Origin of the sequence: Amycolatopsis sp. A1MSW2902, from assembly GCF_017312175.1 — a bacterium.
Taxonomy (GTDB): Bacteria; Actinomycetota; Actinomycetes; order Mycobacteriales; family Pseudonocardiaceae; genus Amycolatopsis; species Amycolatopsis nivea.
The window spans coordinates 1,128,137-1,148,236 of the sequence record NZ_QJPO01000001.1; the positions used below are offsets into that span (position 1 = coordinate 1,128,137).

A 20,100-nucleotide genomic window follows, 5' to 3' on the forward strand; every position below is an offset into this window, starting at 1 on the left:
GAGCCAGTACATTTTCCGTACAAGACGACTCGGGAGGGCCCATGGGCACACCGGCGGCCTCGCTCGCGAAGGCGCGGCGGCGGTTCGAGGGCGCCGACTGGGTGCGCTGGGGCGTGCTCGCCGTGCCGGCCCTGTTCGCGATCCCGAACGCGCGCCCCTGGTCGTGGCCGCTGATCGGGCTGGTCCTCGTCCTGTCCGTCCCGGCGCTCTGGCTCCCCCGCAAGCCGCGGCCGCGCTGGCTGATGCCCGCGACCATGATCGCCGTCGTCGCGGGGGCGGGCGCGCTCTGGATCCTGCAGCCGGGCAGCTGGACCTCGACGACGATGTTCGGCGCGACCTTCTACGCCCTGCGCGTCTCCGGCCGGATCGCGGCGGCGATCTCGCTCGCCGCGGCTTCGGCGACGATCCTCACTTGGTCGATCGTCTACGACCTCGACTGGCTGAACGCTGTCGCGCTCTTCGCGATCCTCGTCGTGATGGTGCTGCTCGCCGCCAACCGCCGGAGCCGCGCGGAACGGCTGGAACAGACCGAGCTCGCGCTCGCAAGGGCCCAGACCGCCAGCGAGGAGCACGCCCGCGCGGCCGCCCTCGCCGAACGCACGCGCATCGCTCGCGAGTTGCACGACGTCCTCGCGCACTCGCTCGCCGGTCTCGCGCTCAACCTCCAGGGCGCACGCCTGATGATGGTCCGCGACGGTGCGAGCGAAGAGTCTCTCGCGCAGATAGAACGCGCGCAGAAGCTGGCGAACGACGGTCTCGCCGAAGCACGCAAGGCTGTCGCTGCGCTGCGCGAAGACGCCGTACCAGTCGAGCGCTCGGTCTCGGACCTTGTCGCCGCGTACAGGCTCGACACCGGCTCTCGCGCCGACCTCGTGATCGAAGGCGAACCGCGCGAGCTGGACGCAGCTGTCGGCACGACGCTCGTACGCGCCGTACAGGAAGCCCTCGCCAACTCGCGCAAACACGCCGCAGGTCCCGCTGTAGACGTCACGGTGGCCTTCAAGAACGAAGAAGTCGACTTAACGATCATCGACCACCAGGGCCGCCGTCCGCCGGAGCCGCCGTCGCCGGGATACGGTTTGCGAGGCATGGGCGAACGGGTCGCGCTGTTGAACGGGAAGCTCGAATGCGGCCCTGGGGAGGACGGATGGCGGATTCAGCTGACGGTGCCGGCGTGACGCTGCGCGTGGTGCTGGCCGACGATCAGGCTGTAGTGCGCGAAGGTCTCGTCACGCTCCTCGGTCTGCTGCCCGGCATCGAGGTGGTAGGCGCGGCCGTAGACGGCGTACAGGCTCTCGAGCTGGTCGCCGAGCATCAGCCGGACGTATTGCTCGTCGACCTGCGCATGCCGCACCGCGACGGCGTCGAGACGACTGAACTGGTGCGCGCGCAGCATCCGAAGACCGAAGTCGTCGTCCTCACCACGTACGCCGACGACGACTCACTGCTCGCCGCGCTCAAGGCCGGTGCTCGCGGGTTCCTCACCAAGGACGCCGACGCTGAAGCGATCGCCCGCGCCCTCCGCTCAGCGGCCGCTGCTCAGTCCACTGTGGACGGCGCGCTCCAGCAACGGCTGGTAGCCGCCGCGACGAGCCGCGCGCCGGTCCGCACGAAGGAGCTGGAAGGCCTCACCGCGCGCGAGGTCGAGGTGTTGCGGCTGATCGCGGCCGGACTGTCGAACACAGAGATCGCGCGCACCCTTGTGGTCAGCGAGGCGACGGTGAAGACGCACGTCAACCACCTGTTCTCCAAAGCAGGCCTGCGCGACCGCGCGCAGGCCGTCGCCTTCGCCTACCGCGCCGGGATCGCCGAGTAGAACGCCTTCTTCCCGCCGACGATCGGCAACGTCACCGTCGTCCCGGTCAGGTCCAGCGACAGCCCGGCACCCGGCTGCGGCCGCAGCGTGAAGTCGTGATCGCTGGACGCCAGCACGAACTCCAGACGGTGTCCGACAGCCACGATGTAGTCCTTCGGCATCAGCGAAACCTCGATGCGGTACCGCTGTCCGGGGGTGATCGGCGAGGTGACCGACGGGCTGATCCGGTTCTGCGGATCCGTCCAGCCGCGGCTGATCACGTGGGAGGTGCCGTCCGGCGCGCGGTCAAGCAGCACCGCGGTGACATTCGCGGCCGGACGATCGAACGACAGCCGAAGCTCGGCCTTCGCCGTGCCGGACAACCGGACCGGCTCCGTGGTCGCGGAAGTGCGGTAGCGCAAGCGGTTCCCGGACGACGCCGCGTCGGCGAGCTGTTCGATCTTCTTGCTCGCGTCGTCGGCCAGTGTTTCGACGGTCGGACGGCCGGGCACGGGCTGCCGGTCGAGTGCCCCGGTCGAACGTCCGCCCGGCCACGGGTGCAGCTCGACGTCGGAAGTGCCCGGCGCGGGCCAATCGGCCTCGTCGACCCACGACTTGTCCTCGCGCTGGATGGTCGCCTTCGGCTCGCGTTCGATGCCGTTGTCGACCCCGTAGAGGTAGTGCGACATCCACTTGTTCAGCGTCGTGAGCCAGACGTCACGGCGCAGCGAGATCGGGTCCGCGTGGCCGGACTGGTGCAGCCAGATCTTGTGCTCGACGCCGTGCTTCTTCAGCGCTTCGTACCAGGTGGCGACCTGTTCGGTCTTCACGTTCCAGTCGTTCAGCCCGTGCACCGCGAGCACCGACGCGTGCACCTTGCCGACGTCGTTGCGGTAGTTCCGGACGTCCCAGAACTTGCTGTAGTCCCCCGTCAGCCGGTCCTGCGCGGCGGTGAGGCCGTCGAGCACCGGACGGCAGACCTGCTGGTCAGCGCGCGAGTAGACGTAGCCGGCGAGCACGTCCGTGTCCTCGCCCTGATAGCCGCCGGGGGCCACGACCGCGCCGGCGTTGCGGTAATAGCCGTACCAGCTCGAAATGGCGGCGATCGGCACGATCGTCTCGAGTCCTTCGACGCCGGTGCTGGCCACCGCGTTGGGCAGCGTGCCGTTGTACGACACGCCCATCATGCCGGTCTTCCCGGTGCTCCAGCTCGCCGCGACGGGCGCTCCGGCCTGGTCGTGCGCGGCAGCGCGGCCGTTCAGCCAGTCGACCACCGAACGCGCACCGATCGTCTCGTTCACGTCGCCCGTCGTCGGGCAGCCGGTGGACAGCCCGGTACCGAGGGATTCGCCGTACACGACAGCGAATCCGCGCGCGGTGAAGTAGTTCTGGTAGCTCCAGCCGATCGGTGCCGCGACGTGCGGGCCCGGCACGTACAGCTCGGTGTCGACGTTGTGGTTGGGTACGTCGTTGCCGCCCGCGAAGTACGGGCTCGCTTCGTACACGACAGGCACCTTCATGCCCTGCTCCGTGGCGCGTGGACGCACCACTTGCGCGTGTACGAGGTCAGGCTTGCCGTCGTGGTCACTGTCGACGGGCGCGGTGACCCAGACGTCTTCGCGGATGACGTCAGCCGGATCGAAGACCGGTTGCGCCTGACCGTCGGTGAAAACCGGCGCTGGCGGCGAAGCAGCTTCAGCGACCGCGGGCACGGACAACGTGGCCACTGCGACGAAAACGGCAGCGGCCCGAGCGGCAACTCCCACCAGAACCCCCAAGCTGGACGAAGCAGGCGAGCAAGTTGAGAGTTCCGTCAACCGCAACTCGCGTCAACCGACTAACGTCGGAGCCATGGACGCACCGATAGTCACGGTCACGGTCTATCCGCAGCACGCGCGCGTCACCCGCCGCTGTCAAGTCACTCCGGCCGACGGGTCCCGCGTAGAGATCACGGGTCTCCCCCTGTCGCTCGACGCTGCTTCAGTGCGCGTCAGCGGCGCGGGCGACGCGTTGGTCACGGGCGTCGACGTCGCGTACGCGCAACACGCCGCGCCTGCGGACCCAACGCTGCGCGCGCTCGTGGAGCAGCGTCGCGCGGACCAAGCGACTGTCGACGAGGTTGCGGACGACGAGAGCGCAGCGGCTGCGCGCGTCGACCTGTTGACGGGCGTCTCGCGACGCAGCGGAGCAAGCTTCGCGAAGGCGTTGGCTGGCGGCGATGCAGAACCGGGGCGTGTCCAGGAAGTGAGCGAAGCGCTCAGCACGCAATTAGCCGCAGCGCTCAAGGAACGTCGCGCGCTCGCCACGAGGCTGGAACGGCTGCGCGAAGACCTCGCCGCGCTAGACCGCCAGATCGAAACTCGCAGCGCACAGTCCGAACAGGACAGTTCGACCATCGTCGTGGAGCTGGAATCCCCTGCCACCGCGGAAATCGAACTGTCCTATGTGGTCCCCGGCGCGCGCTGGGAACCCGGGTACGACGTGCGGGTGCGCGGCACCGACGTCACCGTCACCTCGTACGGGCTGGCCAGCCAGCACACCGGCGAGGACTGGCCGGAGTGCGAGCTGACGCTGTCCACCGCGCGCCCGGCGAACACCGTCGTGATCCCGGAACTCCAGCCCTGGTACCTGGATCGGCAGCAGCCGGAACGGCGCTCGATGGTGCCGCCCGCACCCGCCGCGATGGCGGCCTACGGCGGTGCCGCACCCGCCGGTCGGGACGGCTTCGCCGCGCACCTCTCCGAAGTCGAGCAAGGCGCCACCGCGGTCACCTTCCGGCCCGCCCGCCCGGTCGCGATCCCGTCCGGCGCGCAGGGCCACCGGACGACGCTCGCGCAGCTGGACTTCACCGCGGAACTGGACTACGTCACCGCGCCGACGCAGGCCGAAGAGGCTTATCTGCGCGCGAAGGTGGTCAACACCGACGAGCACACGCTCCGCGCCGGTCGCGCCGCGGTGTTCCACGAAGCCGAATTCGTCGGCAGCACGCAGCTGGAACTGTGGGCTCCCGGCGAGGAACGCGAACTCGCGCTGGGCGTCGACGACCGGATCCGCGTCGAACGCGAACTGGTGAAGCGCAGCGCCAGCAAGGCGACGTTCTCCGCGCAACGCCGCCGCGAAGCCGATTACCAGACGACGGTGACCAACCACAGCCCCCGCGAAGCCGTGGTGGCCGTGCTCGACCAAGCCCCGGTCTCGCGGGACGACGCGATCACCGTGCGGGACCTGCGGCTCAGCCCGGAGCCGGTCGAGCGCACCGAGCTGGGCCAGTTCACCTGGCGGCTCACGATCGCGCCCGGGGCGTCCGCGACGGTCTCGCTCGGCTACCGGGTGGACGTCGCGAAGGGCGTCGAACTCAGCGGCTGGCGCGAGTGAGCGCTCAGCCCTGCGAGATGTAGGCCTCCAGCTGTTCCTGGCTCTGTTCCAGCTGCTCCATCCGGATCTTCACCACGTCGCCGATGCTCACGATGCCGGCGAGGCGCCCGCCGTCGAGCACCGGCACGTGCCGGATCCGCCGTTCGGTCATCACGACGCTGAGCTGGTCCACCGGATCGTCCGGGGTGCAGCTGGCGACCATGGTGGTCATGATGTCCGCGACCGGCCCTTGCAGGACGGCGGGCCCGTGGTCGTTGAGCTTGCGCACGACGTCGCGTTCGGACACGATCCCGGCGATCCCGCCCTCGGCGTCCACGACGACCATCGCGCCGACGTTGTGCCGGGCGAGTCCCGCCAGCAGCTCGGCGACCGTCGTCCCCGGCGACACAGTGGCGACCGTCGCGCCCTTGCGCTGAAGCACATCCGCAATCCGCATGGCGATGCCCTCTCCTCGGTGAGTCGGGTCACATCAGGTTAGGGCCCCGGTGCCGACTGCGAAAGTCCAGCGGGACGCGTCCGTTCGTGGTAACGGGCTCAGCCGTCGAACACCCGGCGCAACCGGGCGAGACCGGGTCCGATCTCCTCCGCCGCGATCGCGCCGTAGCCGAACAGCAGCCCGTGCCGCCGCGACGCCACGGAGAAATCGCCGAGCGAAAACAGCCGCACGCCCGCCCTGGACGCCTTCCGCGCGAAGCCGCGCAGATCCCGGTCCGCCGACGCGCTCAGGTGCAGGCCCGCCGACGCGGGAACCGGCTCCAGCACGTCGGCGAATTCCGCGCGGAGGCGGTCGACGAGGAGGTCGTGGCGGGCGCGGTAGATGCCGCGCATCCGGCGGACGTGCCGGGCGAACCCGCCTTCCGCGATGAACGCCGCGACCACCGCTTGTTCGATGCCCGGGGAATGCCAGTCGGCGAGGTATTTCGCCTTCACGATCGCTTCCGCCAGAGCGGGCGGCGCGGCGAGGAAACCGAGTCGCAGCGCGGGCGACAGGACTTTCGAGAACGAGCCGACGTAGACCACCCGGCCGTGAGAATCCAAGCTGTGCAACGGTTCCAGCGGTCGCCCGGAGTAGCGGAACTCGGTGTCGTAGTCGTCCTCGACCACGACTGCGCTGTTGTCCTCGGCCCAATCGAGCAGCTCTCGTCGGCGAGACGGCGACATCGCGACACCGAGCGGGTACTGGTGCGACGGCGTCACGTGCACCAGTCGAGTGCCCCGCGGGATCGCGTCGACCACGAGGCCCTCGTCGTCCACCGGAACCGGCACGACGCGCACCCCGAGCGTGCCCAGCAGCAGGCGCGGCGGCGGGTAACCGGGATCCTCGACGGCAGCCAGGTCGCCGGGTCGCAAGAGGACGCGGGCGACGAGGTCGATCGTCTGTTGCGCGCCCGAAGTGATCACCAGGTGCTCCGGGCGCACGCGAACGTTCCGGGACACCGCGAGGTGCCGCGCGAGTTCGGTGCGCAGCCGGGGATCGCCCTGGGGCTCGCCGTAAGTCATCAGTTCGGCGTGGGAGCTGCGCAACGCCTGGGTCGTCAGCCGACGCCAGGTGTCGAACGGAAACAGCCGTACATCCGGTACTCCGGCACGGAAATCGAACTCCGGCGGGTTCGTGAACGCTTTCGGCGGCACGGGCACGTCTGTCCACTCTGGACGCGGCTGGACGCCTTCGGCGAACCTGGCCGGTTCGGCGGGCCGTGGCGCGGCACCGGCGCGCACGTAGGTACCTGCGCCGACTCGGCCAGCGAGGAATCCTTCCGCGGTGAGGCGCTCGTACGCCGCGGTGACGGTGGTGCGCGAAACCGCCAGCTGGCGTGCCAGTTCCCGGGTCGGCGGCAGCACGTCGCCGTCGCGGAGCCGACCGTCGAGCACCGCTTCGCGGATCTGGCGGTAGATCTCGTCGCGATGGCCGCGAGCGCCGGACAGGTCCAGGTGCAGGTCCACGCGTCCAGACTAGATTGGTCCACCGCAGTTGGCCCGGTTTTGGCTCTCTTCCTGGACCGATCTGGCGGTTAGCGTGAGCCTATGACCACGCTCGACCTCGACCGGCAGTCCCTGCTCGTTCTCGACCCGATCGTCTCGAAGATCACCGCGGCGGACCTCGACCGGCCCACGCCGTGCGCCGGCTGGACGCTCGCCGATCTGCTCCGCCACCAAGTCAGCGAAAACCACGCCTTCGCCGAAGCAGCACGCAATGGCTCCGCGAAGGACTGGGACAGCGGTCAGCTCGGCGAAGACCCGTACGCCGCGTACGCAGCTTCAGTGACCGACTACCTCGCTGCGTACGGAGAAGCCGACGTCGCGGAACGAGAGATCGCCATCAACACCTTCGGCACCTTCTCGGGCACAGTCGCGATGGCGATGCACCTCGTCGACACCGTCGCGCACGGCTGGGACCTCGCCAAGACTCTCGACGTCGCGTACCACCCGGTGCCGGACGCGGTGCACGCCGCCCTCCAGTTCTCGGTCATGATCCCGACCGACCCGAAGCAACGCGCCGAACGCGGGACCTTCGCGCCGGTGGTGCCCGTCGACACCGGCGAAAGCGAACTGAACCAGTTCCTGGGCAGGCTGGGCCGCGACCCGCAGTGGCGCGTCAGCTGACCTTGTCCGCCGGGGCCGACCAGGTGTCGCAGGCAGCCGGGCCGGCTCCGGTGTAACCGGCCTTCGCCCAGGCCAGCTGGCTCGCGCGGGTGCCGTGGTCGCCGCTGTCGTCGGCGCGGCCGTAGTCGGCGACGGCGGCGTTCGCGGTGGCCCGGCTGATCGACCCGCGGTCCGCCGCGGCGTTGAGGAACAACGCGCCGAAACAGTTCGCCTGGAGCTCGATCCGGCGCACGACCGCCTTGTCCGCGTCGCTGCTCGGTTCCGGCGAACCCATCTCCGTGCTCGCCGCGTCGAGGATGCCGCTCTCGCGCTGCACGTGGTGGCCGTACTCGTGCGCGAGCGTCGCCAGATGGCGGGCTCGGCTCAGCCCGGCGTCCGACAGCATCCACTCGGTGGGCGCGTAGATCGTGGCGTCGCCGCCGCAGTAGTACGCGACCGCCTCGTCCCGGGACGGCGCGTTGCCGCACGCACTGGTCTTCGGCAGCGTGACCGACACCTTGACCGGCAGGTTCGGCTCGTCCGCTTTGTCCAGCGCGGGCTGCCACGCCTGCTTCAGGCAGCCCACGAGCGCGGTGTAGAACGTCTTGAGCTGCTCCGGGTCCCGGCTCAGGTCCGGCAGGTCGCACGACACCGGGCCGAGCGCGACGCCCTCGGCCAGCAACGGGTTGCCGCTGAGCTTGCGCACCGGCTTGGCGTCCTGGCGGTCCGGCATCGCGTCGGCGTCCGGGGCCGCGATCGCGTGCCCGGACACCTCGTGCGGCACCACGGCCATGAGCGCGAGCGTGACCGCGACGACGGCCACCGCCGCCACGGCGCCCAGCGCTTTGCCCGCCTTCCGGCGCGGCGGCGGCTGCGGTGCTGCGGGAGGCCATGGGCCCCCGGCGTAATACGTCATTCCTCCCCCTCCCGACCAGCATACGGAGACCGCGCGCGGGCCTGGATCACGAAACGGGAACGCCGGGATCCTGGCCGGATCCGCGAGCGGCAGCGAGACTGGACGCTATGACTGTCGAAGATCCGTACCTGTGGCTTGAAGACGTGACGGGCGACGAGGCGCTCGAATGGGTCCGTTCGCGCAACGCGGAGACGCTCGACGCGCTCACCGCGAGCGAGAGGTTCGGGCAGCTGCGGGACTCGATCCGCGAGGTGCTCGACGCGGGCGGGCGGATCCCGTACGTCGCGCGCCGGGGGACGCACTACTACAACTTCTGGCAGGACGCCGACCACCCGCGCGGGCTGTGGCGGCGCACCACGCTGGAGCAGTACCGCACCGCCGAACCGGACTGGGAGATCCTGCTCGACGTCGACGCGCTCGCCGCGGCCGAGGACGAGAACTGGGTCTGGAAGGGCGCCGCGGTGCTGCGTCCCGGGCACCGGCTCGGCCTGGTCCAGCTGTCGAGGGGCGGCGCGGACGCGACCGTCGTCCGGGAGTTCGACCTCGACGCGCACGAGTTCGTCGAGAACGGTTACACCCTGCCCGAGGCGAAGCACCGGATCGGGTGGATCGACGCCGACCGGGTGTACATCGGAACGGACTTCGGCCCGGGCTCGCTTACCACGTCCGGCTATCCGCGGCTGGTGAAGGAATGGCGGCGCGGCACCCCGATCGAGGACGCGGTGCTCGTCGCCGAGGGCAAGCCGGACGACGTCGCGGTGATGGCGTACCACGACCCGACCGAGGGTTTCGAACGCGATTTCGTGCGCCGGGCGATCGATTTCTACCGCACCGAGTACTTCGAGCGGACCCCGTCCGGGCTGACCAAACTGGACCTGCCCGAGGACGTCGAGGTCTCCACGCACCGCGAATGGCTGCTCGTGCACCCGCGCAGCGCGTGGACCGTCGGCGGCACCGAACACCCCGCGGGCACGCTGCTCGCGATCGGCTACGAGGCGTTCAAATCGGGCGACCGCGAGTTCACCGCGCTGTTCACGCCGGACGCGCACACGTCGCTGGACTACTACACGTGGACCCGCAACCACCTGCTGCTCGCGACGCTGCACGACGTCAAGTCGGAGCTGCGCGTGCTCACGCCCGGCCCGGACGGCTGGGCCGAAGCGGAACTGGGCGGCGCGCCGGAATTCGGCAGCGCGCAGATCGTCGACACCGAACCGGACGTCGACGACGAGTACCTGGTGGATTCCTCCAGCTACGTCCAGCCGTCCACGCTCACCCGCGGCGTCGTCGGCGGCGACGTCGAGGTGCTGAAGCAGGCGCCCGCGTTCTTCGACGCGGCCGGGATCGAGGTCAGCCAGTACTTCGCGACCTCGGACGACGGCACGAAGATCCCGTACTTCGTCGTCCGCCCGCCGGGTGCGGAAAACGGCCCGACGCTGCTGTACGGGTACGGCGGCTTCGAGGTTTCGCTGACCCCTTCGTACGGCGGAGTGGTCGGCCGGTCCTGGCTGTCGCGCGGCGGAACGTACGTGGTCGCGAACATCCGCGGCGGCGGCGAGTACGGCCCGGGATGGCACATGCAGGCGGTGAAGGAGAACCGGTACAAGGCGTTCCAAGACTTCGCCGCGGTCGCGCGCGATCTCGTCGCGCGGGGCATCACGACGAAGGAACGGCTCGGCATCCAGGGCGGCAGCAACGGCGGGTTGCTGATGGGCGTCATGCTCACCCGTTACCCGGAGCTGTTCGGCGCGATCGTGTGCCAGGTGCCGCTGCTCGACCTGAAGCGCTACCACCTGCTGCTGGCCGGTGCGTCGTGGATGGCTGAATGGGGCGACCCGGACGTCCCGGAGGAGTGGGAGTACATCTCGAAATACTCGCCGTACCAGAACGTTTCCGCGGACGGCCAGTATCCGCCGATCCTCTTCGTCACCTCTACCCGCGACGACCGCGTGCACCCTGGGCACGCGCGCAAGATGTTCGCGCGGATGCAAGAACAGGGCCACGACGTGGAGTACTTCGAGAACATCGAAGGCGGCCACGGAGCGGCGGCAGACAACGAACAACTCGCGTTCCGTTCAGCGGTCGCGTACGAATTCCTCTGGTCGAAGCTTTCCTAGACCAGCCCCCGGGGCCGCGCCCGCACGCGCGGCCCCGGGCGGATCGACGGTCCTCTGCGGGCCTCCGCGAGCGCCCGCTCGAACCGCGCCCAGGCGTCGGTGACGAACGCCAGCCACGGCACGCCGAGCCGCCGCAACGCGCGCCCGTGGCCGACTAACACGCCGCCGGTTTCCACGATCGCTTTGGCTCGCCATCTCGCACTCGCTGAGATTCTTTGCCGCCGCAACCGATCCACGTGATAGCTGAGCCGCCGTTCCACCCCGGCGAACACCCGGGCGGCGACCTCCACGGTGACCGGGTCGCGGGTGCCGTCCCGCACCGCGCTGTAGTAGCCGAGCGCGAGCACGTCGGAGATCAGCTGGCTCATCACGTCGCTTTTCGCTGACTGGCTTGCGGTTTCGAGAAGCCTCAGCTCGTCCGGCGGGTGCTGGAACCTCCGGACGCTGCGCGCCACGACCGGATCCAGCGGAACCCCGCTCCCCCACACCGGCCGCGGCCGGACCTTCCGTCGCCGCGCCTCCGCCTCGAACACCGCACTCCAGTCCACGGCGGCCATGCTGCCGCCCGGATGTGCCGGTGCCGCGGGGAGAATGTGGAGATTCAGTGGAGGGAGAGCTCGCACCCGGCCTTGTCTCTGTACCTACTAGTATGTACGGTGAACTCATGTCCACGAGAGACCAGCTCATTGCGAGCACGCAGGACCTGCTGTGGGAGCGGGGGTACGTCGGCACCAGCCCGAAGGCGATCCAGCAGCGCGCCGGGGCCGGGCAGGGCAGCATGTACCACCACTTCACCGGCAAGGCCGACCTGGCGCTCGCCGCGATCCGGCAGAACGCCGACGATCTGCGCGCCTCCGCCGAGACCGCGTTCGCCCAGGGCACGACGGCGGTCGAACGCGTTTCGGCTTACCTGCTGCGCGAACGGGACGTCCTGCGCGGCTGCCCGGTCGGACGGCTGGCGCTGGACCCCGAGATCGTCACGAACCCGGAATTGCGTGCGCCGCTGGAGGAAACGTTCGACTGGCTGCGCGGTCGTCTCGCCGAAGTGCTCGCCGAGGGCATCGCGAACGGCGAACTGCCGAGCGACCTCGACCCAGCGGCAACGGCAACCACGCTGGTCGCGGTGCTGCAGGGCGGGTACGTCCTCGCCCGGTCGTCCGGGACGGTCGAGCCGTTCGACCAAGCGATCCGCGGCGCGCTCGCACTCCTCGAGCGGCGGTGACGTCGATGTACGCCATGCAGTACGAGATCGATTTGCCCGCTGGATACGACATCGAGCACCGAGTCGCGACCCGAGGCCACCGCACTGACGCGTTCCCCGGCTTGGGACTCAAGGCGTATCTGGTGCGCGACAACCAGTACGCGCCGTTCTACCTGTGGGCCGACACCGCCGGAATGAGCCGATTCCTTTGGGGAGGCGGCGGATTCGACGGCATAGTCCAAGACTTCGGCCGACCGCCAGTGCACCATTGGACCGGCGCGCGCTGTCTTCCCGGCCCAGCGCGCGCGACCGCCCCGGAGTTCGCGACTAAACGCGTAGGGCAGTTTTCGGAAGACATCGACCGCGAATTAGTCGAACTCGCGCAGCTGTCCCAAAACCCAGCCGTGCACACCACCGCACTGGCCATCGACCCGCAGCGCTGGGAAACCGTGCGCTTCACCCTCTGGACCACCATCCCGGACGAGGACAGCGACGTCCAGTACCGGGTGCTTCACCTGTCCCGCCCCGAAATCGACCAGCTGAGCTGAGAGGTCCCCATGCCGCTCGTCCGCATCGACGTGCTGTCCGAACCGAACGCCGACCGTCTCCCCGCCATCGGCGAAGCCGTGCACCAGGCGATGACCGAAACGATCGACGTCCCCGCCGACGACCGGTTCCAGATCCTGAACAGCCACGCCCCGGACCGATTGCGTTACGACCCAGGCTATTTCGGCGTCCAGCGCGACGACGACATCGTGTACATCGCCATCACAATGCGCGCCGGCCGCACCAATGAACAGAAAACCGCGTTGTACCGGCGAGCGACCGAACTCATCGCCGAAGCGACGGGGATCGAACCGCGGAACGTGTTCTTCAGCCTGACGGAAAACCACGAGGTGGACTGGTCGTTCGGCGAGGGTGTCGCGCAAATGCTGTCTTGACGCTTTCTTGCGCAAGGAACTGCCGTGACTCCTCATCACGGAAACCGCTCCCCGGCAAGGCACCGCTGTGCCAAACTGCGGTTGGTCGTTTGCCGTTGAGGGGGTCCCCGTTGACCGAGGAACGTTACCAGCCCGATAGTCGCGCTAACCACCTCGAAGCTTGGAAGCTCACTCGGTCAGGATCCGCGTGGTTCCTCCAGTATCGCGGCGTCCCGGCGGTCACTGATCACGTTCTCGGTATTCTGCCCAGGGCGAAAGCCGTCGGCACCCTCAGCCACGACCCTCAGTGGCCTTACCGGATCCGCATGGATTTCAATCCGGACGGATCCTTGGCGGAGTTCCTGGATTTCTTGCAGGAAGTGCTCGTCATCCACATCAGGCAAAAAGGCTATCTGGATGCCGCGATTGCACTGGACTTCTACACGCGACCAGCCAAGAATGGGGCAGGCGACCTGGTTTACACGCCGACAGCGCAGTCGATCCGGCTGATCAAGCATTACGAATCCGCCGAGCAAGGCGAAGTGGACCGGGCTGGGCAGGAGCTGTGCCGTTCGCTGAGCGACGCGATAGTTCGCCACGAGTGGTTCAACGAAGCCACTCGGATTCTCGCCGTTCCCGGACATGTCCGGGACAAGCCGTCCGTCAGCGTCCTGCTCGGCACGCTGCTGTCGCGGGAGCTCGGCATCGAACTGACCCCGGTCAGTTGCACAACCCCGCTGCGGAAACCCGCGAAACTCATGTCGCCGCGCGAGCGCGCCACCATGCTCCATGAGTTTCGAGTCGACGAAGACCTTGCCGGCGAGACAATCCTTGTCTTGGACGACGTCTACCACACCGGCTACACCATGGCGGGCGTCGCGAACGCGGCGCGAAGGGCCAGGGCCGGCACAGTGCTCGGACTCGCCGCCGCTAGGAATCTACGCCGCTAGCTCGCGTGTACGTCCGATACCTGCCGGGACAAACGTCAGCCGGGAAGGGACAGGCACACTGCCCCTTCCCGGCTGTGTCTCGCTTAACGACCGATCAGCTGCAGCCGGACGTCGCCCCGCAGCCCTCGCAGGCGTAGCACGATCCCGCGGGCCGCATCTTCGTGCCGCAGGTCATGCAGAGCGGTGCGTCCGCCGCCTTGCCGAGGTGCAGTTCCATCAGCTCGGCGGTGCTGTGCGCGTCACGTCCTGAAGTGTCCGTTGTGGACTCTTCAGTGCGGGCGGGCGACGCGTCGACACTGCTGCGCAGCGCGTCGATGTCGAGGCTCTGGCCGCCGTAGTTCGCCTCGACCTCGGCCGAGCGTTCGTCCGCAGTGAAAATGCCCAGCTGCGCGCGCTTTTCGTACGGCAGGTAGTCGAGCGCCAGGCGGCGGAACAGGTAGTCCATGACGCTCGTGGCGATCCGGATGTCCGGGTCGTCGGTCATGCCAGCCGGTTCGAAGCGCAGGTTCGAGAACTTCGAGACGTAGAACTCGAGCGGGATGCCGTGCTGCAGGCCGACCGAGATGGACATCGAGAAGGCGTCCATCACGCCGGACAGCGTGGAACCCTGCTTGCCGAGCTTCACGAAGATCTCGCCGAGGCCGTCGTCCGGGTACGAGCCCGCGTGCAGGTAGCCCTCGGCGCCGCCGACGGTGAACGACACCGTCTGGCTCGGGCGCTTCTTCGGCAGGCGGCGGCGCACCGGGCGGTATTCGACCACCTTCTCCGGCTCGGTCTCCGCCGCGGCTTCCTTCTTCTTCCCCGTCGACAGCGGCTGGCCGACCTTGCAGTTGTCGCGGTAGATCGCGAGCGCCTTGAGGCCGAGTTTCCAGCCCTGGAAGTAAATCTCCTCGACGTCCTCGACGGTCGCCGACTCCGGCATGTTGACCGTCTTCGAGATCGCGCCCGAGATGAACGGCTGCACCGCGGCCATCATCCGCACGTGGCCCATCGGCGCGATGGACCGGTCGCCGACCGCGCAGTCGAACACCTCGTAGTGCTCGGGACGCAGGCCCGGCGCGTCGACCACGTGGCCGTGCTGCGCGACGTACTCGACGATCGCCTCGACCTGCTCGGCCTGGTAGCCCAGCACCTGCAGCGCGCGCGGCACGGTCTGGTTCACGATCTGCATCGACCCGCCGCCGACGAGCTTCTTGAACTTCACCAGCGAGAAGTCCGGCTCGATGCCCGTGGTGTCGCAGTCCATCATGAAGCCGATGGTGCCGGTGGGCGCGAGCACCGAGGCCTGCGCGTTGCGCCAGCCGTTGCGGGTGCCGAGCTCGATGCCCTTCTGCCACTCCTCCGACGCGAGCGCGCGGACGGCGGCGTCGTTGCTGTGATAGGTGCGGACGAGTTCATTGGCCGCGGCGTGCTTGCGCATGACGCGCTGGTGCGCTTCGGCGTTGCGCGCGTAGCCCTCGTACGGCCCGACGACGCCGGCCAGCTCGGCCGAACGACGATAGGACACACCGGTCATCAGGGACGTGATCGCGGCAGCGAGCGCGCGGCCGCCCTCGGAGTCGTACGCGTGGCCCAGCGCCATCAGCAGCGCGCCGAGGTTGGCGTAGCCGATGCCGAGCTGGCGGAACTTGCGCGTGGTGTCGGCGATCGGCTCGGTCGGGAAGTCGGCGAAGCAGATCGAGATGTCCATCGCGGTGATGACGAACTCGACGGCCTTCGCGAACAGCGGCGCGTCGAACGTGCCCTCCTCGGACACGAACTTCAGCAGGTTGAGCGACGCGAGGTTGCAGCTCGAGTTGTCGAGGTGCATGTACTCGCTGCACGGGTTCGACGCGGTGATCCGGCCCGATTCGGGGCAGGTGTGCCAGTCGTTGATCGTGCTGTCGTACTGGACGCCCGGGTCGGCGCATTCCCACGCCGCCTGCGCCATGCTGCGGAACATCTTCTTCGCGTCGGTGCGGTCGATGACCTCGCCGGTGAGCCGGGCGCGCAGGCCGAAGTCCGTGCCGTTCTCGACGGCGTGCATGAACTCGTCGGACACGCGGACCGAGTTGTTCGCGTTCTGGTACTGCACCGAGGAAATGTCGGAGCCGGAGAGGTCCATGTCGAACCCGGCGTCGCGGAGGACCTTGATCTTTTCCTCTTCGCGCGCCTTGGTCTGGATGAATTCCTCGATGTCCGGGTGGTCGACGTCGAGCACGACCATCTTCGCCGCGCGCCGGGTCGCCCCGCCGGACTTGATGGTGCCCGCGGACGCGTCGGCGCCGCGCATGAACGAGACCGGACCGGACGCGGTGCCGCCGGAGGTGAGCAGTTCCTTAGAGGACCGGATGCGCGAGAGGTTGAGGCCCGCGCCGGAACCGCCCTTGAAGATCAGGCCTTCCTCGCGGTACCAGTTGAGGATCGACTCCATCGTGTCGTCGACGGCGAGGATGAAGCAGGCGGACACCTGCTGCTTCGAGGACGTGCCGACGTTGAACCACACCGGGGAGTTGAAGCTGAAGACCTGGTGCAGCAGCATCCAGGTGAGCTCGTGCTCGAAGATCTCGAGGTCGGACGGACCGGCGAAGTAGTCGTGCTCGGCGGCGGCCTTCACGTAGGTGCGCACCACGCGGTCGATGAGCTGCTTGAGGCTGCTCTCGCGCTGCGGGCTGCCGACCGCGCCGCGGAAGTACTTGCTGGTGACGATGTTGGTCGCGTTGACCGACCAGAACTCGGGGAATTCGACCCCGCGCTGCTCGAAGTTGACGCTGCCGTCGCGCCAGTTGGTCATGACGACGTCGCGGGTCTCCCACGCGACCTCGTCGTAGGGGTGGGTCCCCTCGGTGGTGAAGACCCGCCGGACGGTGAGGCCCTTGTTCGGCTTCTTGTTCTGTCCGGCCGCGGCGCCGGTTCCCACGGTTTCGGTCATGCGGTCCTGTCCCTCGCTCCCCGCGACCCGGTGACGGCTCAGTCGTCGCCGGCGCGCTCGCCTTCCTGGTCCTCCGCAGTTCCCGCCATGGCTTTCCGCAGGTCGGAGATCTCCTTCTCGAAGTCCTCGACCGAGGAGAAGGAGCGGTAGACGCTGGCGAACCGGAGATACGCGACGCCGTCCAGTTCCCGCAGCGGGCCGAGGATGGCGAGGCCGACCTCGTGGCTGGGGATCTCGGCGAGCCCGGCGGACCGGATCGACTCCTCCACGCGCTGCGCGAGCTTCTGCAGCGCGTCGTCGTCGACCGGGCGGCCCTGGCAGGCCCGCCGCACTCCGTTGACCACCTTGTCCCGGCTGAACTGCTCGGTGGCGCCGGACCGTTTGACCACGGCCAGCACCATCGTCTCCGACGTGGTGAAACGTCGTCCGCACTCGGCGCACGAACGCCGCCGCCGGATCGCCTGTCCCTCGTCCACCTCTCGGGAGTCGACGACCCGAGAGTCCGCATGCCGGCAGAACGGGCACCTCATCCGCCGATCACCTTCCCCTCCGCGCCGGTCGATTCCTGTCCCGACCGGCCCCTGCCGCCACGCTACGGCCTGGACCGCGGTCACCGCGCGCGACCCCGCGCCTGGTGATCGACTTGTGGACATCCGGTGGGCAACTGCCGACCAGCTGTGGACAACTGCCGCCAGTCTACCCCTACCTGTGGACCAACTACAGCGGTGTAACTACTAGATATAGGGGTAGACCATAGATCGCCTCCGGGGCGGGCGCAAGAAACCCGAGAGGGTGAAAGAGCGGTTGCGCAAGATGCGACCGGGTGGTTTCCGAGAGTCATGACCCTGACGCGCCTCCTGTTTCTCCGCCCGAACCGGCCCCGGACCAGGCGACCGGCACGGTGAGCGGCATGCCGGGCAGCAGCGCGGTGTCGTCGAGGTTGTTGAGCTCCTTGATGCGTTCGACGACCGCGCTCTGGTCGGCGTTCGGCGCGAACCGGGCGGCGAGCGTCCCGAGCGAATCGCCGGGCTGCACGGAAACGGACGCGGTCCGCGACGGCACCGGGCCGCTGGACACGCCGGCGCCGAACACGCCGAGCCCAGTGACGATGAGGCAGGCCGCGAAGGCGATCGCGAACAGCCACGGCCACCGCACCGACGGCCGGGCCTCGGTACGGCAGGCCACCCCACCGCGCCGCCCGGCGACGACCCGCTCCCGGGACGGCGGCCGCAACGGCTCGCCACGCCGCTCGCGCGCGGTGCGCCCAGGGTTGGCCGGAACGGCGGCGGGGATGTGCCGGACCGCGCGACGGGCCTCGCGAGGAGGGGCCTCTTCGGTTTCGACGGCCGAGGGGGCGGAGGTCTGGAATCCGGCTCGCTCGACGGATCGCACCGCAGCGCGGCGGCGCGGCGCACGTTCTTCAGTTCCGACGGTGGAGGGAGCCGAGGTCTGGAACCCGGCTCGCTCGGCGGACCGCACCGCAGCACGGCCACGCGGCGCACGCTCTTCAGTTCCGACAGCGGAGGGAGCCAAGGTCTGGAACCCGGCTCGCTCGACGGATCGAACGGCGGCAGCAGAGCGCAGTTCGGCGTCATCGCTCGGCACCGAACGCTGGAGATCAGCTCGCTCGCCGCCCCCGAGTCCGGCTTCCTCCGCCGCCAGCCAGGCACGTCGCCGCCCGGCTGCGCCGCGTGCGCCTTCCCGAGGCTCGCCCGCACCGCGGCCGCGCCGTGCGGCACCCCGGACGGACTCGCCGCGCGCAGCCTCGCCGGGCCGATCCGCGCCAGGGCTGCGCCGGGCACCGGTCCGGTCGCGAAGGTCGACCACCTCGGCGGAACCGGCCGCGGGGCCCGGAACCTCGCCGGATTCGGCTTCGGAGCCCGAAGGAACACCATCCTTTCGGGTGGCGTCTATCCGCTCCGCGCGTCGCCGCGAACGGCGCGTCGGGCCGCCCCGCCCGGGTTCCCTCCGGGCCGGGACCGTCCCGTCCGACGCGGCGCCGCCCTCGACAGGGCGGACGGCAGGGACGGGCCGAAGCGGGCGGACCAGCCCGCGATCTGCCAGGATCGACATTCCGGAACCTCCTCGTGACCTGCGAATCCGTCCGGTCCGGGCCGTACACCTGCGCCGCAGCGGTCCAGATCGAACAGGCGTTCTATCGAACGTCCGTGCGAAGGTCTACCACCCCGCACCGACAAAATCGAGAGGACACGGCGTGTCGATCGAACAGATGTTTGAAATCGTCGCGCGCGGTGGCTAACGTCGGTGACCAGGACATCTGCCGGACCGGCTCCGGCGGGTGCCGCCGGACGGGCGTTCGCGGAAAACGCGGATCCCGGACCGGCGCACGCGGACACGCGCGGGACGCCGACACGGCGACCGCGGGACGGCTGGAGGCGACGCAGCGTTGGAGAAGGACACGGTGAAGGGCACCGCGGCGAAGGGGGCCAAGACGGCCTCGCGAGGCAAGGCGTCCGCACAATCCGCGCGCGAGTCCGGCCACGAGAGCACGGGGAAGGTGAGCGCCATGCCGGAGGTGTACGACGTGGACGAGACGCTGACCGTCCGCCAGCAACAGGTGCTCGACGTCATCCGCACGTGGGTGAGCCGCTTCGGCTACCCGCCGAGCGTGCGCGAGATCGGCGAGGCGGTGGGGCTCACGTCCACGTCGTCGGTGTCGCATCAGCTGCGCGCGCTGCAGCGCAAGGGCTACCTGCGCCGCGACGCGAACCGGCCGCGCGCGGTGGGCGTGCTCGCGTCCACCGACGACAACCCGATGGGCATCGACATGGACCAGCAGCCGTCCGTGCCGAAGGCGGCGTACGTGCCGCTGGTCGGCCGGATCGCGGCAGGCGGTCCGGTGCTCGCCGAACAGGCCGTCGAGGACGTTTTCCCGCTGCCGCGCGAAATCGTCGGCGAGGGCGAACTGTTCCTGCTGAGCGTCACCGGCGATTCGATGGTCGACGCCGCCATCACCGACGGCGACTGGGTCGTCGTCCGGCAGCAGCCCGCCGCGGAGAACGGGGACATCGTCGCCGCGATGATCGACGGCGAGGCCACGGTGAAGACGTTCAAGCGCAAGGACGGACACGTGTGGCTGATGCCGCACAACGAGGCGTACGAGCCCATTCCCGGTGACGACGCTTCGATCCTGGGCAAGGTCGTGGCGGTACTGCGGCGGCTCTGAGCTGTGGCGCGCTCCCCCTTCTCCGAGGCCGGGGCGAGGGGAGCGCGCTGGGGTTGGGGCTCGCCGCCGACGGTCGTGAGGCTGCGCGAGGCCGGAAGCAGTGCTACGGCAGGAACGGCGGCAGCTCTGGCGCGGTTCGTGCGGA

At 69.2% G+C, this 20,100-nt stretch carries 18 protein-coding genes; 10 read left to right on the forward strand and 8 right to left on the reverse strand.

Features of this window, described 5'->3' with window-relative positions; all coding sequences use genetic code 11:
- Positions 1 to 41: 41 nt before the first annotated feature.
- Both DMP23_RS05260 and DMP23_RS05265 read left to right on the forward strand, forming a co-directional pair.
- Positions 42 to 1,178: a sensor histidine kinase gene (locus tag DMP23_RS05260; protein WP_337820323.1), complete on the forward strand. Its 1,137-nt coding sequence runs from the start codon at positions 42 to 44 to the stop codon at positions 1,176 to 1,178.
- On the forward strand, positions 1,175 to 1,816 hold the full coding sequence (locus DMP23_RS05265) for a response regulator transcription factor (protein WP_337824364.1): 642 nt from the start codon (positions 1,175 to 1,177) through the stop codon (positions 1,814 to 1,816). Before DMP23_RS05260 ends, DMP23_RS05265 begins: the two co-directional genes overlap by 4 nt.
- On the opposite strand, the gene DMP23_RS05270 is transcribed toward DMP23_RS05265, so the two are convergent.
- Complete coding sequence (locus tag DMP23_RS05270) at positions 1,792 to 3,522, reverse strand: Xaa-Pro dipeptidyl-peptidase (RefSeq protein WP_443111331.1); 1,731 nt, start codon at positions 3,520 to 3,522, stop codon at positions 1,792 to 1,794. The two genes, DMP23_RS05265 and DMP23_RS05270, sit on opposite strands and share 25 nt — an antisense overlap.
- A 124-nt stretch (positions 3,523 to 3,646) precedes the next feature.
- Between DMP23_RS05270 and DMP23_RS05275 the strand changes: the two genes are divergently transcribed.
- Complete coding sequence (locus DMP23_RS05275; protein WP_337820325.1) at positions 3,647 to 5,170, forward strand: DUF4139 domain-containing protein; 1,524 nt, start codon at positions 3,647 to 3,649, stop codon at positions 5,168 to 5,170.
- Between the two features lie 4 nt (positions 5,171 to 5,174).
- On the opposite strand, the gene DMP23_RS05280 is transcribed toward DMP23_RS05275, so the two are convergent.
- Together DMP23_RS05280 and pdxR are read right to left on the reverse strand one after the other, a co-directional pair.
- Positions 5,175 to 5,606, reverse strand: coding sequence for a CBS domain-containing protein (locus DMP23_RS05280; RefSeq protein ID WP_037809798.1), 432 nt, complete (start codon positions 5,604 to 5,606; stop codon positions 5,175 to 5,177).
- Positions 5,607 to 5,704: 98 nt separating this feature from the next.
- On the reverse strand, positions 5,705 to 7,114 hold the full coding sequence (gene pdxR, locus DMP23_RS05285) for a MocR-like pyridoxine biosynthesis transcription factor PdxR (RefSeq protein WP_337820326.1): 1,410 nt from the start codon (positions 7,112 to 7,114) through the stop codon (positions 5,705 to 5,707).
- Between the two features lie 81 nt (positions 7,115 to 7,195).
- On the opposite strand from pdxR, the gene DMP23_RS05290 reads away from it, so the two are divergent.
- Complete coding sequence (locus DMP23_RS05290; protein WP_337820327.1) at positions 7,196 to 7,774, forward strand: TIGR03086 family metal-binding protein; 579 nt, start codon at positions 7,196 to 7,198, stop codon at positions 7,772 to 7,774.
- On the opposite strand, the gene DMP23_RS05295 is transcribed toward DMP23_RS05290, so the two are convergent.
- On the reverse strand, positions 7,767 to 8,669 hold the full coding sequence (locus DMP23_RS05295; protein ID WP_337820328.1) for a neutral zinc metallopeptidase: 903 nt from the start codon (positions 8,667 to 8,669) through the stop codon (positions 7,767 to 7,769). The genes DMP23_RS05290 and DMP23_RS05295 overlap by 8 nt on opposite strands.
- Before the next feature lie 107 nt (positions 8,670 to 8,776).
- Between DMP23_RS05295 and DMP23_RS05300 the strand changes: the two genes are divergently transcribed.
- Positions 8,777 to 10,786: a prolyl oligopeptidase family serine peptidase gene (locus DMP23_RS05300; protein WP_337820329.1), complete on the forward strand. Its 2,010-nt coding sequence runs from the start codon at positions 8,777 to 8,779 to the stop codon at positions 10,784 to 10,786.
- Here the strand turns inward: DMP23_RS05300 and DMP23_RS05305 are convergent.
- Complete coding sequence (locus DMP23_RS05305; protein WP_275291431.1) at positions 10,783 to 11,343, reverse strand: hypothetical protein; 561 nt, start codon at positions 11,341 to 11,343, stop codon at positions 10,783 to 10,785. The genes DMP23_RS05300 and DMP23_RS05305 overlap by 4 nt on opposite strands.
- A 107-nt stretch (positions 11,344 to 11,450) precedes the next feature.
- Here DMP23_RS05305 and DMP23_RS05310 point away from each other — a divergent pair, with 107 nt between their 5' ends.
- The 4 genes from DMP23_RS05310 to DMP23_RS05325 all read left to right on the forward strand — a co-directional run bounded on the left by DMP23_RS05310 (position 11,451) and on the right by DMP23_RS05325 (position 13,857).
- Entirely contained in the window at positions 11,451 to 12,008 is a 558-nt protein-coding gene (locus DMP23_RS05310; RefSeq protein WP_275291432.1) for a TetR/AcrR family transcriptional regulator, read from the forward strand.
- A gap of 5 nt (positions 12,009 to 12,013) precedes the next feature.
- Positions 12,014 to 12,535, forward strand: coding sequence for a DUF4865 family protein (locus tag DMP23_RS05315; RefSeq protein WP_238607604.1), 522 nt, complete (start codon positions 12,014 to 12,016; stop codon positions 12,533 to 12,535).
- 9 nt (positions 12,536 to 12,544) lie between these two features.
- Positions 12,545 to 12,928 (forward strand): tautomerase family protein, encoded by a 384-nt coding sequence (locus DMP23_RS05320; protein ID WP_037809786.1) that lies wholly within the window; start codon positions 12,545 to 12,547, stop codon positions 12,926 to 12,928.
- 110 nt (positions 12,929 to 13,038) lie between these two features.
- Positions 13,039 to 13,857 carry a phosphoribosyltransferase gene (locus DMP23_RS05325; protein WP_337820330.1) on the forward strand — a complete coding sequence of 273 codons (819 nt, stop codon included), beginning with the start codon at positions 13,039 to 13,041 and terminating at the stop codon, positions 13,855 to 13,857.
- A gap of 94 nt (positions 13,858 to 13,951) precedes the next feature.
- Here the strand turns inward: DMP23_RS05325 and DMP23_RS05330 are convergent, their stop codons facing one another.
- From DMP23_RS05330 to DMP23_RS05340, 3 genes are all read right to left on the reverse strand, one after another.
- Positions 13,952 to 16,768 (reverse strand): vitamin B12-dependent ribonucleotide reductase, encoded by a 2,817-nt coding sequence (locus DMP23_RS05330; protein ID WP_337820331.1) that lies wholly within the window; start codon positions 16,766 to 16,768, stop codon positions 13,952 to 13,954.
- A gap of 38 nt (positions 16,769 to 16,806) precedes the next feature.
- Positions 16,807 to 17,298 carry a transcriptional regulator NrdR gene (gene nrdR / locus DMP23_RS05335; protein ID WP_037809784.1) on the reverse strand — a complete coding sequence of 164 codons (492 nt, stop codon included), beginning with the start codon at positions 17,296 to 17,298 and terminating at the stop codon, positions 16,807 to 16,809.
- A 307-nt stretch (positions 17,299 to 17,605) separates the two neighbouring features.
- Positions 17,606 to 18,160 carry a LysM peptidoglycan-binding domain-containing protein gene (locus DMP23_RS05340; RefSeq protein WP_336159120.1) on the reverse strand — a complete coding sequence of 185 codons (555 nt, stop codon included), beginning with the start codon at positions 18,158 to 18,160 and terminating at the stop codon, positions 17,606 to 17,608.
- A 1,135-nt stretch (positions 18,161 to 19,295) separates the two neighbouring features.
- Here DMP23_RS05340 and lexA point away from each other — a divergent pair.
- Positions 19,296 to 19,955, forward strand: coding sequence for a transcriptional repressor LexA (gene lexA / locus DMP23_RS05345; protein WP_037810096.1), 660 nt, complete (start codon positions 19,296 to 19,298; stop codon positions 19,953 to 19,955).
- Positions 19,956 to 20,100 lie beyond the last annotated feature (145 nt).

Bases quoted from the DNA above. Each gene is read 5' to 3' on its own strand.
- lexA (WP_037810096.1), top strand. From the start codon at position 19,296: ATGCCGGAGGTGTACGACGTGGACGAGACGCTGACCGTCCGCCAGCAA.
- DMP23_RS05315 (WP_238607604.1), top strand. From the start codon at position 12,014: ATGTACGCCATGCAGTACGAGATCGATTTGCCCGCTGGATACGACATC.
- DMP23_RS05310 (WP_275291432.1), top strand. From the start codon at position 11,451: ATGTCCACGAGAGACCAGCTCATTGCGAGCACGCAGGACCTGCTGTGG.
- nrdR (WP_037809784.1), bottom strand. From the start codon at position 17,298: ATGAGGTGCCCGTTCTGCCGGCATGCGGACTCTCGGGTCGTCGACTCC.
- DMP23_RS05275 (WP_337820325.1), top strand. From the start codon at position 3,647: ATGGACGCACCGATAGTCACGGTCACGGTCTATCCGCAGCACGCGCGC.
- DMP23_RS05280 (WP_037809798.1), bottom strand. From the start codon at position 5,606: ATGCGGATTGCGGATGTGCTTCAGCGCAAGGGCGCGACGGTCGCCACT.
- DMP23_RS05330 (WP_337820331.1), bottom strand. From the start codon at position 16,768: ATGACCGAAACCGTGGGAACCGGCGCCGCGGCCGGACAGAACAAGAAG.
- DMP23_RS05300 (WP_337820329.1), top strand. From the start codon at position 8,777: ATGACTGTCGAAGATCCGTACCTGTGGCTTGAAGACGTGACGGGCGAC.
- DMP23_RS05305 (WP_275291431.1), bottom strand. From the start codon at position 11,343: ATGGCCGCCGTGGACTGGAGTGCGGTGTTCGAGGCGGAGGCGCGGCGA.
- DMP23_RS05290 (WP_337820327.1), top strand. From the start codon at position 7,196: ATGACCACGCTCGACCTCGACCGGCAGTCCCTGCTCGTTCTCGACCCG.
- DMP23_RS05295 (WP_337820328.1), bottom strand. From the start codon at position 8,669: ATGACGTATTACGCCGGGGGCCCATGGCCTCCCGCAGCACCGCAGCCG.
- DMP23_RS05320 (WP_037809786.1), top strand. From the start codon at position 12,545: ATGCCGCTCGTCCGCATCGACGTGCTGTCCGAACCGAACGCCGACCGT.
- DMP23_RS05260 (WP_337820323.1), top strand. From the start codon at position 42: ATGGGCACACCGGCGGCCTCGCTCGCGAAGGCGCGGCGGCGGTTCGAG.